Origin of the sequence: Klebsiella sp. LTGPAF-6F, from assembly GCF_001753185.1 — a bacterium.
Taxonomy (GTDB): Bacteria; Pseudomonadota; Gammaproteobacteria; order Enterobacterales; family Enterobacteriaceae; genus Klebsiella; species Klebsiella michiganensis.
In genome coordinates this window covers 388,610-401,423 of record NZ_CP017450.1, presented here as the reverse complement: position 1 = coordinate 401,423, position 12,814 = coordinate 388,610, and the positions used below count along the sequence as shown (strand labels likewise).

10 protein-coding genes are annotated in these 12,814 nt (G+C 52.3%); 4 read left to right on the top strand and 6 right to left on the bottom strand.

Annotated features, from left to right (window positions below):
• Positions 1 to 177 precede the first annotated feature (177 nt).
• Complete coding sequence (locus BJF97_RS01860) at positions 178 to 861, top strand: tetratricopeptide repeat protein (protein WP_014837150.1); 684 nt, start codon at positions 178 to 180, stop codon at positions 859 to 861.
• A gap of 36 nt (positions 862 to 897) precedes the next feature.
• Here the strand turns inward: BJF97_RS01860 and gltP are convergent, their stop codons facing one another.
• Positions 898 to 2,211: a glutamate/aspartate:proton symporter GltP gene (gene gltP, locus BJF97_RS01855; RefSeq protein ID WP_004109428.1), complete on the bottom strand. Its 1,314-nt coding sequence runs from the start codon at positions 2,209 to 2,211 to the stop codon at positions 898 to 900.
• A gap of 411 nt (positions 2,212 to 2,622) precedes the next feature.
• On the opposite strand from gltP, the gene acs reads away from it, so the two are divergent.
• From acs to actP, 3 genes are all read left to right on the top strand, one after another.
• Positions 2,623 to 4,581: an acetate--CoA ligase gene (acs, locus tag BJF97_RS01850; protein WP_032695086.1), complete on the top strand. Its 1,959-nt coding sequence runs from the start codon at positions 2,623 to 2,625 to the stop codon at positions 4,579 to 4,581.
• Positions 4,582 to 4,761: 180 nt separating this feature from the next.
• Positions 4,762 to 5,076 carry a DUF485 domain-containing protein gene (locus BJF97_RS01845; RefSeq protein WP_014227566.1) on the top strand — a complete coding sequence of 105 codons (315 nt, stop codon included), beginning with the start codon at positions 4,762 to 4,764 and terminating at the stop codon, positions 5,074 to 5,076.
• Complete coding sequence (gene actP / locus BJF97_RS01840) at positions 5,073 to 6,722, top strand: cation/acetate symporter ActP (protein ID WP_032695085.1); 1,650 nt, start codon at positions 5,073 to 5,075, stop codon at positions 6,720 to 6,722. Before BJF97_RS01845 ends, actP begins: the two co-directional genes overlap by 4 nt.
• Positions 6,723 to 6,775: 53 nt before the next feature.
• Here actP and BJF97_RS01835 read toward each other — a convergent pair whose 3' ends face one another.
• From BJF97_RS01835 to BJF97_RS01815, 5 genes are all read right to left on the bottom strand, one after another.
• Complete coding sequence (locus tag BJF97_RS01835) at positions 6,776 to 7,870, bottom strand: type 1 fimbrial protein (RefSeq protein WP_032695084.1); 1,095 nt, start codon at positions 7,868 to 7,870, stop codon at positions 6,776 to 6,778.
• 33 nt (positions 7,871 to 7,903) lie between these two features.
• On the bottom strand, positions 7,904 to 8,440 hold the full coding sequence (locus BJF97_RS01830; RefSeq protein ID WP_223226775.1) for a fimbrial protein: 537 nt from the start codon (positions 8,438 to 8,440) through the stop codon (positions 7,904 to 7,906).
• Positions 8,441 to 8,514: 74 nt separating this feature from the next.
• Complete coding sequence (locus tag BJF97_RS01825; protein WP_032695082.1) at positions 8,515 to 11,103, bottom strand: fimbria/pilus outer membrane usher protein; 2,589 nt, start codon at positions 11,101 to 11,103, stop codon at positions 8,515 to 8,517.
• Positions 11,057 to 11,743 (bottom strand): fimbrial assembly chaperone, encoded by a 687-nt coding sequence (locus tag BJF97_RS01820; protein ID WP_032695081.1) that lies wholly within the window; start codon positions 11,741 to 11,743, stop codon positions 11,057 to 11,059. The genes BJF97_RS01825 and BJF97_RS01820 overlap by 47 nt, the downstream gene beginning before the upstream one ends.
• A 52-nt stretch (positions 11,744 to 11,795) precedes the next feature.
• Positions 11,796 to 12,335 (bottom strand): fimbrial protein, encoded by a 540-nt coding sequence (locus BJF97_RS01815; protein ID WP_014837143.1) that lies wholly within the window; start codon positions 12,333 to 12,335, stop codon positions 11,796 to 11,798.
• Positions 12,336 to 12,814 lie beyond the last annotated feature (479 nt).

The window sequence follows — 12,814 nt, the reverse complement described above, 5'->3', positions numbered from 1 at the left end:
GCACCTGTCCGGGCTACACAATCCGTAGCCCGGGCAAGGCGCGTCAGCGCCGCCCCCGGGGAAACAGACGGCACGATTATTCGGATAAACCATGAGTATCCCCCACTCGTTCCCGTCGTTTTCTTCTCCTTCACCTGCCTTTATACTGCTCGCTATGTCCTCTACCGATAATAAAAAATGAAATACCTCTATTTACTGCTGGTGATGGCAAGCGTCGCCGCAGGCGCCATGGAACCCGGCAGCCAGTACAAACCGCTGGCCGAAGCGGGCGACCCGCGCGCGCAGTACTACCTGGCCGACACTTACGTCAGCTTCGGCGATTTTCCGCAGGCTGAATACTGGGCGCAGAAAGCGGCAGACAAGGGCGACGGCGATGCGCTGGCGCTGCTGGCTCAGCTCAAAATCCGCAATCCGCAGCAGGCCGACTACCGCCAGGCGAAAGCGCTGGCGGAAAAGTCGGTGCAGACCGGCAGCAGGGCGGGAGAAATTGTCCTCGCCCGGGTGCTGGTGAACCAGCAGGCCGGTACGCCGAACTATCCGCACGCCATCTCCCTGCTACAGCATGCCGCCCAGGATCCGGAAAGCGATTCAGCCGTCGACGCCCAGATGCTGCTGGGGCTGATCTACGCCAGCGGCGTTCATCCCCCGGAAGATGACGTAAAGGCGACGCAGTATTTTAAAGAGAGCTCTGCCCTCTCCCGCACCGGCTACGCTGAATACTGGGCCGGGATGCTTTTCCAGCAGGGGGAAAAAGGCTTTATCGAACCCAACAAGCAGAAAGCGCTGCACTGGCTCAACGTCAGCTGTCAGGAGGGGTTTGATACCGGCTGTGAAGAGTTCGACAGGATCAGTAAAAGATAAGAAAAAGCCCGGTGCGATGTCACCGGGCTTGCTGTTTTATTGCGCCGTTTTATCAAATTTTCCCAGCACTTCACGCTCGTACGCCAGCGCTTTTTTGCGGTCAAACTTGTGTTCCCATTTGGCGATAACCAGCACCGCCAGCGCGTTGCCCACCACGTTCAGCGCGGTACGCGCCATATCGAGGATACGGTCAACGCCGGCGATAAACGCCAGACCTTCCAGCGGAATGCCCACGCTGCCCAGCGTCGCCAGCAGCACCACGAAGGAGACGCCCGGTACGCCGGCAATCCCTTTCGACGTCACCATCAGCGTCAGCACAAGGGTAATTTCCTGCCAGATGGAGAGGTCGATACCGTACAGCTGGGCAATAAAGATCGCCGCAATGCTCTGATACAGCGTTGAGCCATCGAGGTTAAAGGAGTAGCCGGTCGGCACCACGAAGCTGGTGATTGACGCCGGCGCGCCATAGGCTTCCATCTTCTCAATAATCCGCGGCAGCACGCTCTCGGAGCTGGCGGTAGAGTAGGCCAGAATCAGCTCATCCTTCAGAATGCGGATCAGGGTCCAGATGCTCAGTCCGCACACCCGCGCCACGATGCCTAATACCACCAGCGCAAAGAACAGAATGGCGAAATAAACCAGAATCACCAGCTTCGCCAGCGGCCACAGCGAGGCGAAGCCGAAGGTCGCCACGGTCACCGAAATCAGCGCGAACACGCCCACCGGCGCATAGCGCATGACCATGTGCGTCACTTTGAACATGGTTTCAGAGATAGAGCGGAACACCGTTACCAGCGGTTCGCGGTGGGTGGCGGGCAGCGAGGAGAGGCCCAGACCAAACAGCACCGAGAAGAAGATGATCGGCAGCATGTCGCCTTTCGCCATCGAGGCCACGATATTGGTCGGGACCAGCGAGAGGATCGTGCCCATCAGGCCATGCGCGTGGCTCTGCACTTCCGCCGTGGTGTTTTGATATTTCGAAATATCCACCGCCGCCAGCTGCGACATATCGATTCCGCTCCCCGGCTGGAAGACGTTAGCCAGGGTAATCCCCAGCACGATCGCCACCGTGGTGATCACTTCAAAATAGATAATGGTCTTCGCGCCGATACGGCCCAGCTGCTTCGCATCGCCCACGCCCGCAATACCGACCACCAGGGTCGAGATGACGATCGGTACGACGATCATTTTAATCAGATGGATAAAGATATCGCCTGCCGGGGTCAGCAGGTTTGAGATTAACCAGTCACGGCTTTCGGCATGGTAATGCAGGTAACTGCCCAGAAGTATGCCCAGCACCAGAGCCAGCAAAATTTGCCAGGCCAGGCTGACTTTTGTTTTTTTCTTCACTACAGACTTCCTCGATGAAAAGCGCCATTCCGGGAGGTAATGGCACCCACTGAAAGGGGTATGAATTGTGTTGCGTTGCTTTATAGGGTTATTTAACGCGCAATATCAGTATCATTTGCACGGCATGCTGCGCAAGTCTTTAAGAACAGCGGTTTACTCTGGTTTTATGCATAAACCCGCTAATATCCCCACCTTATGTTGCATAAGTATTTGTTATAAAAAATATTTAATATATTCATTTTCTATAAATTCAATTCAGAAATTATTTCATATCAAAGTTTCATTTGATTGCTTTTCATTCAATTTAATTATTGCGTGATCTGCCCCCCAAATAGCAAACAAAGCCGCCAAAGCCCCTACTATTAACGTTTATTTGACATATATTTAACAACCTACAGGAGAAAAAAAGCCATGAGCCAAATACATACACACTCTATTCCCGCTAATATTGCGGAACGTTGCCTGATTAACCCGGAACAGTACCAGGCGCAGTATCAGCAGTCCGTCACCGAACCTGACGCCTTCTGGGGCGAGCAGGGCAAAATCCTTGACTGGATAAAACCCTATACGCGCGTGAAAAACACCTCGTTCGCGCCGGGCAATATTTCCATTAAGTGGTATGAAGACGGTACGCTGAACCTCGCCGCTAACTGCCTCGATCGCCATCTGGCGGAGCGCGGCGACCAGACGGCCATCATCTGGGAAGGCGACGATGCCAGCCAGAGCAAAAACATCACTTATCGCGAGCTTCATCGCGATGTCTGCCGCTTTGCCAACGTTCTGCTCGATCTGGGCATTAAAAAGGGCGATGTCGTGGCTATCTATATGCCGATGGTGCCGGAAGCGGCGGTGGCCATGCTGGCCTGCGCGCGCATCGGCGCTATCCATTCGGTCATTTTCGGCGGCTTCTCGCCGGAGGCGGTCGCCGGCCGTATCATCGATTCCAACTCTCGCCTGGTGATCACCTCGGATGAAGGGCTGCGCGCCGGTCGCGCGATCCCGCTGAAGAAGAACGTCGACGACGCGCTAAAAAATCCGCACGTGAAGAGCATCGAAAACGTGGTGGTGTTCAAACGTACCGGCGGCAAAATCGACTGGCAGGAAGGCCGCGATCTGTGGTGGAGCGATCTGATCGAGAAAGCCAGCGCGGAACACCAGCCCGAAGAGATGAACGCCGAAGATCCGCTGTTTATCCTTTATACCTCCGGTTCGACCGGTAAGCCAAAAGGCGTGCTGCACACCACCGGCGGCTACCTGGTCTATGCGGCGTCAACCTTTAAATACGTGTTCGACTATCATCCGGGCGACATCTACTGGTGCACCGCCGACGTCGGTTGGGTCACCGGCCATAGCTACCTGCTCTACGGCCCGCTGGCCTGCGGCGCGACGACGCTGATGTTCGAAGGGGTACCGAACTGGCCGACCCCGGCGCGTATGTGCCAGGTGGTCGATAAGCATCAGGTCAACATTCTTTATACCGCCCCTACGGCGATCCGCGCGCTGATGGCGGAGGGCGATAAGGCCATCGAAGGCACCGACCGCTCTTCCCTGCGCATTCTCGGCTCCGTCGGCGAACCGATTAACCCGGAAGCCTGGGAGTGGTACTGGAAGAAGATCGGCAACGAGAAGTGCCCGGTGATGGACACCTGGTGGCAGACCGAAACCGGCGGCTTTATGATCACCCCGCTGCCCGGCGCCATCGAGTTGAAGGCCGGTTCCGCCACGCGTCCCTTCTTCGGCGTCCAGCCGGTGCTGGTGGATAACGAAGGCACGCTGCTTGAAGGCGCGACCGAGGGGAACCTGGCGATCGCCGATTCCTGGCCGGGCCAGGCGCGCACGCTGTTTGGCGACCACGAACGCTTCGAACAAACCTACTTCTCCACCTTTAAAAATATGTACTTCAGCGGCGACGGCGCGCGCCGTGACGAAGATGGCTACTACTGGATCACCGGCCGCGTCGATGACGTGCTGAACGTTTCCGGCCACCGTCTGGGTACCGCCGAAATTGAATCGGCGCTGGTGTCGCATCCGAAAATCGCCGAAGCGGCGGTGGTCGGCATTCCGCATAACATTAAAGGCCAGGCCATCTACGCCTACGTGACCCTCAACCATGGCGAAGAGCCGACGCCGGAGCTGTACGCCGAGGTGCGCAACTGGGTACGTAAAGAGATTGGCCCGCTGGCGACGCCGGACGTGCTGCACTGGACCGATTCGTTACCGAAAACCCGTTCGGGCAAAATCATGCGCCGCATTCTGCGCAAAATTGCCGCGGGCGATACCAGTAACCTCGGCGATACCTCAACGCTTGCCGATCCTGGCGTGGTGGAAAAACTGCTCGAAGAGAAGCAGGCCATCGCTATGCCATCGTAAACCAACGATCCCCTACACCCTCTCCCCACCAGGGGAGAGGATATAATTACGACTCCCCAAGGATTTCAGGTAGCAGGAAAGCGGTAAACAGGCTGATTCCCGACAGTTAACTGCCGGGCGGATGAGTGTTGCCGACGACCGGCGCGTGAATGACGAAAGGGAACCTCTGGAGACGCTACGATGAACGAACAGATTTGTCAGCGGATAGAAAATAGTGCGCATTTTAAGGAGCTTGTTGCAGCCCGGCAAAGGTTTGCCGCCATCCTGTCACTGATTATGCTGGTGATTTATGTGGGCTTTATTCTGCTTATCGCCTTCGCCCCCGGCTGGCTGGGCACGCCGCTGCATGCGGGAACCAGCGTCACCCGGGGAATTCCGATTGGTATCGGCGTGATCGTTATCTCTTTCGTCTTAACCGGAATATACGTCTGGCGGGCAAATGGTGAATTTGATCGGATGACGAAAAGCATTCTCAGCGAGGTTAAAGCATCATGAAGAAAGTCCTGACGGCGCTCGCCGCCACGCTCCCGTTGACCGTCAATGCCGCAGATGCTCTCACCGGCGCGGTACAGCGCCAGCCGACCAACTGGCAGGCGATTATCATGTTCCTGATTTTCGTCGCCCTGACGCTCTATATCACCTGGTGGGCCTCAAAACGCGTACGTTCGCGCAGCGATTACTACACCGCGGGCGGCAATATCACCGGTTTCCAGAACGGGTTGGCGATTGCCGGCGATTTTATGTCGGCGGCCTCGTTCCTCGGCATTTCCGCGCTGGTTTACACCTCCGGCTACGATGGGCTGATCTACTCGCTCGGTTTCCTCGTCGGCTGGCCGATTATTCTGTTTCTTATCGCCGAACGCCTGCGTAACCTCGGGCGCTACACGTTTGCCGACGTAGCGTCCTATCGTCTTAAGCAGGGGCCGATCCGCACCCTCTCCGCCTGCGGTTCGCTGGTGGTGGTGGCGCTCTATTTGATAGCCCAGATGGTCGGTGCGGGTAAGCTTATCCAGCTGCTGTTCGGCCTCAACTACCACGTTGCGGTGGTGCTGGTCGGCGTGCTGATGGTGCTTTACGTCCTCTTTGGCGGCATGCTCGCCACCACCTGGGTGCAGATTATCAAAGCGGTCCTGCTGCTGTTCGGCGCCAGCTTTATGGCCTTTATGGTGATGAAGCACGTCGGCTTCAGCTTCAATAATCTGTTCACCGAAGCGATGGCGGTCCACCCGAAAGGCTCGGCGATAATGAGCCCAGGCGGACTGGTGAAAGACCCGATATCGGCGCTGTCGCTCGGCCTCGGGCTGATGTTCGGCACCGCGGGTCTGCCGCATATTCTGATGCGTTTCTTCACCGTGAGCGACGCCAAAGAAGCGCGTAAGAGCGTGTTCTACGCCACCGGCTTTATGGGCTACTTCTATATTCTGACCTTTATCATCGGCTTCGGCGCCATCATGCTGGTGGGGGCGAATCCGGCGTTCAAAGACGCGGCCGGTCAGCTTATCGGCGGTAACAATATGGCGGCGGTGCATCTGGCGGACGCGGTCGGCGGTAATCTGTTCCTCGGCTTTATCTCCGCCGTGGCCTTCGCCACTATTCTGGCGGTGGTCGCAGGATTAACGCTGGCGGGCGCGTCGGCGGTCTCTCACGACCTGTATGCGAACGTGTTCCGTAAAGGAGCGACCGAGCGTCAGGAGCTGAAGGTGTCGAAGATTACCGTGCTGATCCTCGGCGTGGTGGCGATTATGCTGGGCATCCTGTTCGAGAATCAGAACATCGCCTTTATGGTCGGCCTCGCGTTCTCCATCGCCGCCAGCTGTAACTTCCCGATTATCCTGCTGTCGATGTACTGGTCGAAGCTGACCACCCGCGGGGCGATGATTGGCGGCTGGCTGGGTCTGCTGACCGCGGTGATTCTGATGATCCTCGGCCCGACCATCTGGGTGCAGATCCTCGGTCACGAAAAGGCGATATTCCCGTATGAATATCCGGCGCTGTTCTCTATCGCCGTGGCCTTTATCGGTATCTGGTTCTTCTCCGCCACCGATAGCTCCGCGGAAGGCGCGCGCGAACGCGAGCTGTTCCGCGCCCAGTTTATCCGTTCGCAGACCGGTATCGGCATCGAGAAAGGCCAGGCGCATTAATGATTGCCCGTACCCCGGTCAGAAGGCCGGGGAAGCAACCCGCGGCATGTAGGTTAATTGTAGGTAAAGTTCAAGGTTCCGCTGGCATTCGCCTGCCCGGCCTTCACATCGGAACCGGTTTTATAATAGTTAGTCGTAAAGGAAAGTATCTCTGTACCTGAAGCCCCTCCTGGGTTGTCCGGATTGCTGAATACACCGTAACTGGCCTCTGCACCCGAATTCAAAACTGTCGTTCTGCTGGATGAAAACAATGTGAGATCAGCATTCAAGGGTAATGCCTTTCCATTAAGATTCAATTGCACGCCGACACCTGTTGCCGCATCAGGAGCCCATCCCAGGGATATCACGCTATTGTCTGGATTATCTCCCTGGGCTGGAGAGGCAGAGACCTTCATTGTGACATTCGTTCCTGGTTCGCAAGTCAGCGTCAGATTTTGTTGTGCAGAACCGACTTTTGTCGCCTTATTAAATTCAGAGGCGCTGACGTTACCCATCTGAAACACCAGACTGGTCACATCAACATTGCACCCCATCGGCACCAGCTGGATTTGCGTGGTGCCAGTGACGCGCAAACTGGAAGCTGCCATCGTGCCATCACCATCTTTGATGGATACCGTTGAGGTTGGGTTACCCAAGGTCAGAGCACTACCGCTGGCGATAGCGCCGCCAGTGGCGATCAATTGCAATTGATAGGCAGGATTATAGTTAGAGTGGTTATAATAATTAAAGAAGCTCCCCTGCCCCAATAGATAATCTGCATCCCCTATATAATGTTCGCTATAGTCAGGTTTAATTTGAGTACTGTAACCGTCCATTTGCCCCGTGACATTAAGCCACACTTTTATTCTGATACCGATCCCCGGCACTGAAGTCGTATAGATATGATCGCTGGTCTGAGAACCCACCATTGTGGATTCCCATTTAAACTGTGCGTAAATACTACCATTACAATTATTCATCGAAGTTTGTGGCCCGGTTATTTTCCCGGAGTCATAGAGAATGGTTCCGGCCGTATAGTTATCCGCGCTAAGCAATATTCTTGGCGGCAGGTTGGCAATGGTGATATCCCCGCCATTTATATAGTAATTGCAGGCCCAACTACAAACTGGAAACAGCCACAGTAGCAGCAGTAAAAAAACACGTTTCATGCTAACTCCATTTATATGTCTTTATGCGTACTATTATTTATAGGTCACGTCGAAAGTAACGGTATAAGCCACCTTCCCCGCCGTTATTTTTCCGTTAGGCGTATACATTCTGGCGATCATATTAAAAGCATGTTCAGCGCCATCAGTGAGGGCATAGGTATACGTATCGTTTGGCCCAAGGTTTTTCTGATCCACAGCGCTTAGCAGCTGTAACCCCACATTCTTTGCGCCATCAATTAGCTCACTCTCATAAATACTTGTATAGGTACTATTAAATGAATTACCGTTAAATGTTATCGTCACCGAGGTCATACCCGTTGAGCAATGTTCAAAAGCAATGGCAACAGCCGTGGCATCACTACTCGCGCCTGGTTTACCGGTCAGACGTTGAAAGGAAACCGTTCCCAGATCGATCGCGCTGGAGGGCTTTACCGACACTTCACATACGGGCTCTTCAATCTTACCGGTGATATTGAAATTAACAGTACTATTGGCATCATAAGCCCAGGCTGGCCTTACAAAGATCAATGCAAGGCCGATAGTGATAATAAATACCCCGTACGATTTCATTAATCGCCCGCCATTATTTCTCCTCATCAATTCCATTTTTAATGTATGTATCAAGGCAATCATCCTGTTATCCATCATCGGCAATCCGCTGCATAAAAAATGATATCATCGACCGATTTATTATCTGATAAATCATAGTCAACATAGCATTGGCTATTCTGGCCACCACCCCATTTCACATATAACCGGCCTTTTTCAGGTAGCCCAGCCAAATAGGCCTGTCCGGAATCGCCCACGATAGCGCTGCGTTTTTCTTTACGATCCGCGCTTTTATCATCTAATGTAATAACGGCGCCAAAAGGGACTTCTTTATTATTAAACCGCAGGGTCATCATCGCTTTATAGCCAATCCAGGTATCATATTTAACTTTTACAATCGCATTGCGCGTCGGGACCACCGTTTTGGCAATATTATCGATTTCCGCTCCCGAGACCTGCTGTTCATCAAGAGAGAGATTATTTTCATGGTAGGGTCGTACGAAGGGTACAACGGCGTATCCGGCAGAGTCGGTCATCACGTTAGTCTGTCCGCGCACCGCAATATTGCTGACGCCAGGCGCTTCAACCAGCGCAACGCTTTCGCCCAGATAGCGTGACAGCGTTATACCGCTGGAATGGGCGAGCATCCCACCGCGTAGCGAGTAATTATAGTGGGCGCTATAGCTGTCATACCCGTATCCCGCGGTGACTTCACCTTTTGAACCCTGATAGTTTAGATTGACGTTGCCGGAAGTCTTTTTATCGCTGGCATTGTAACCCTCCTGCATATTCCAGTTCAGAGAACGGTCCGCAAAAGCCGAACCGCTTAAACCCAGACTATGGGTGGTGTCGCCCATCCGGCTGCTGTTCATATTGTAGCTGGCCGAGATATCCGCACCAAAGGGTACGCTCACCGTGAGTGAAATAAGATTATCGCTGGTCTGTGAACTATCGCTATTCTGGCCTGAACTCTGGACATTTCGGCTATAGGAGTAGTTAACGAAATAGGAAATGCGGCCAAGGGAGTTGCTATAGCTCACGCCCAACGACTCCATACGTGAATTATCCCAATAAGATTCGCTGACCAGTGAGAGGGAGAGTGAACCATACCCTGCGAGAATCTGAGAAGCTGAAGCGTCAAAACGATCTTTAGTCCGCCCCGTTGAGGAACAGCACCCGCTATGCGCATTCGACCTATCAATAAAATTTTGCAGCGAATAATAGCCATGGGTTGAATAACGATACCCGGCGACGGAGAAGTTGGTTCCCGTCTGCGGAATATCTTTACTAAAGCGCACGCGATAAGATTGCCCTTCGCTGGATGACGTATGCTCCGACGTTGGCGTCTCTTTTATATCCGCCCGCGACTGGGATGCATCAAAGGAGAGCGCGCCGATCGTGCCAAGGTTAAATCCGGCACCGAGGAGAAAGTTACTGTATTTATTCTCCAGCTGCTGAAAACCGCTATACAGCGTGACGTTGCTCGATGCCCCCCAGGCAATGTTAGATTGCAGGAAATTATATTCTTTGCCGCCAGAACTCCCCGATCGCGTTTTACCGCTGCTCAGGGCGTAATCTATCTGGCCCTCGCGCTGCAAAATCGCCAGCGAAGCAAAAGGCACCACAAAGCTCTGTTCACTGCCATCGGATTCTTTCACCGTCACATTCAGATCGCCCGCGCTCCCGGTTGGGTAAAGATCGTTTATCTCAAACGCGCCAGGGGGAACAGTTGTTTTATAAATGCTGTATCCGTTCTGATAGACCGTCACGTCGGCGGTGGTACGGGCGATGCCTTTAATGACCGGTGCAAAGCCGTTCAAGCTATCCGGTAGCATCTCTTTATCTGAGTTCAGCTGTAGCCCGGTGAAGCTAATACTGTCGAACACGCTTGATGACGTATAGGTCTGGCCGAGGATCATCTGGCCTTTCAGGGCCTGGATATCACGTGAAATATAGCTGTAGACCGAGTCCCACTGGTTGCCGTCATCATTATGGTTGAGGGTACTGTAGTTCCGTAAACGCCACGGCCCGACGTTTAAACCCGGCTGCAGGCTCACAAACTGGCTGGACGTCGCTTCGCCGCCGTGCCGCGGATCGGTCTTTTGCCCCGAGAGATTATAGTTAAGTAGCCCCGCGGTAATACCCTGCTGCCACCGGCTTTCAGGGATATATCCTCGCGGATGATGCATTACCGCGACCTGAGGCACGTTAAAATCTACGCGCTGTTGCGAAAGTAATACCGTGGTTCCCCAACCAGGGATCGCTGAAAGCCTGGCACAACGGGAACCCGCGGCCGTAAGCTCGGGGTAATTTTCCGTTTTGATTGACCACGCTTTCAGCTGCGCGACGCTGATACAGGGTGCAGAAGCGTCACGATCTTCACTCTGTTGCGTGAAGCTGATTGATTCGGAAGCAATAAATTCGTCGTTAATATAAACATCAAGGTTATATTCCCCCGGCGGGACGGTTTCCTGGGAAATATAGCTCAGGTCGACGGCCGTTGTACCGGTTTCATTGACCTCCAGCAGGTGAGGATTGAAATACTCACCTGCGATAGCGGGTAACGGAATAGTGATAAAGCAGGAAATAATGGCAACGTAGCCACGTTTCAACAGGAATGTAAAATTCTGTCCAACGTTATTGAATGATGGCGGTATATTTTGGTCCCGGCATTCCATAGTCATTGATCACGCTCCATGTGATTTTCTTTTTCCCTGGTGAAGATGTGTTTGCTACCGGTATTTTTATGGTTGAAAAAGGCGCAACAAACCATGCTTCAGGAACTGACTTACCATTAACCGTAATATCAGAAAAGTTCATATATAATGGCGAGGGGTTTTTAACTTTAATATCTCTGCCTTCAGCAGACCACTGCAGTTTTTCGGCAAACTTTTCCGGTATGGCATTTTTTAATGCCGCTGGTCGAAAAATAAGTTTAATCCGCGAGTTAATGGCAAACTGCACCATGTTTTTGTCCGGCGCGCTATCCATAGCGGGAATACCTTTAATATTCAGCCAAAACATCGACTCTCGCTCTTCGGGCAGCGGTTTACCTGAGCGGAGGATTCGGACAAACCCTTGTTCGCCAGCCTTCAGGCGAAACAGCGGAGGGGTGGTAATAAAGGAATCTTTTGCTGGTGATGCCTCATCCACAACTGCGATCCAGGACTGGACAATATTTGTAACGTTATCTTTATTTTGCACAGATACCGTCGCTGCCTTTTGCGTACCATCGAATATCACTCGCGTACCGCCCACCACCACGCTGGCCTGCGCGACAGACAGGCAGGAACAAAAACAGATAAAGTAAGCTAATTTTTTCATGGTAGTGTCCAGTGAGGGAAAGCAGAAGCTTTCCCTTTTATCTAATGCTGAATTAATAATAGGTAACGTTGTAAGTTACGGTTGTCTGCACCGCTCCCTTGGTGGGAGTAGCCGTACCAGATTTAGCCAGTTTAACGGTAAAAGGAATCGTCGCGGCACCGGAGGAAATATCCACATCCGCACCTTCAGTATTGTTCTTAAGCAGGGCACCCTTATTATCAAAAATCGCCACCGCAACGCCGGTAGCGGGTGATTCCGCCGCCTGGTTTTTGAAGTAATCGCTATTCGTCGTGTCCGCTTCGCCACCAAACGTCACTCTGGCCAAGGCGTTACCGCCTTCTGTGGTCTTAGGGCATCCGGTTAAAGTGAAAGAAAAGCTCTTCGCCGCCCCGTAGGTATTCGTATCCAGATCGGCGACTGAGGAGGTCCCCATCTCAATAGACGAAACGCCATTATCGATAGTCGCTGTACAAGTGGTATCTGAGACCTTACCGGTAAAAGTAATGGTATTCGCGGCCTGAGCCAGAGTAACCAGAGAGCAGCCGGCAGATAAGGCTAATATTTTGGCAAGCGTTTTGGTACTGAAGTTCATTGGTATTCCCCTGTTTATTAAGATTAACAATCAATCCATCAATTGTTTTATGGCTTTTATTAGAGAATGAAGCCAGACATCAGCGAAGGTATAAGCTGATAAGGTGCATGGGGAGTGAATAATCTGCATTTAAGATGACTAACCTATAAATACAAGAGCTTAATTTCCACATGAATCCATTCAATAATAGAAGCTCACGTAAGTAAGATATCTAAAATAGAGAAAATACTCAACAAGCGCATATGAATTATCTCAAATGAATAATAGTTATGAACCAATCAATACAAGATATACATCATAAATAACCACATAAAATCATAACGTTAAACATAAAAACATTCACAAAAACATTATTCCTTATATTTATATTTCTCTTAAATATTAAACCCACCTCAATCAGAAACATTTAATTACAATTTAAGCAGGAAGGCAAATAAGGATATCACCTAAGACATCATCGGATTATCCTACACATACGA

What these genes read in the sequence shown, in the direction of transcription:
- acs (WP_032695086.1), top strand. Translation starts at nt 2,623, where the DNA reads ATGAGCCAAATACATACACACTCTATTCCCGCTAATATTGCGGAACGT.
- BJF97_RS01860 (WP_014837150.1), top strand. Translation starts at nt 178, where the DNA reads ATGAAATACCTCTATTTACTGCTGGTGATGGCAAGCGTCGCCGCAGGC.
- actP (WP_032695085.1), top strand. Translation starts at nt 5,073, where the DNA reads ATGAAGAAAGTCCTGACGGCGCTCGCCGCCACGCTCCCGTTGACCGTC.
- BJF97_RS01825 (WP_032695082.1), bottom strand. Translation starts at nt 11,103, where the DNA reads ATGACTATGGAATGCCGGGACCAAAATATACCGCCATCATTCAATAAC.
- BJF97_RS01835 (WP_032695084.1), bottom strand. Translation starts at nt 7,870, where the DNA reads ATGAAACGTGTTTTTTTACTGCTGCTACTGTGGCTGTTTCCAGTTTGT.
- BJF97_RS01820 (WP_032695081.1), bottom strand. Translation starts at nt 11,743, where the DNA reads ATGAAAAAATTAGCTTACTTTATCTGTTTTTGTTCCTGCCTGTCTGTC.
- BJF97_RS01815 (WP_014837143.1), bottom strand. Translation starts at nt 12,335, where the DNA reads ATGAACTTCAGTACCAAAACGCTTGCCAAAATATTAGCCTTATCTGCC.
- BJF97_RS01845 (WP_014227566.1), top strand. Translation starts at nt 4,762, where the DNA reads ATGAACGAACAGATTTGTCAGCGGATAGAAAATAGTGCGCATTTTAAG.
- BJF97_RS01830 (WP_223226775.1), bottom strand. Translation starts at nt 8,440, where the DNA reads ATGAAATCGTACGGGGTATTTATTATCACTATCGGCCTTGCATTGATC.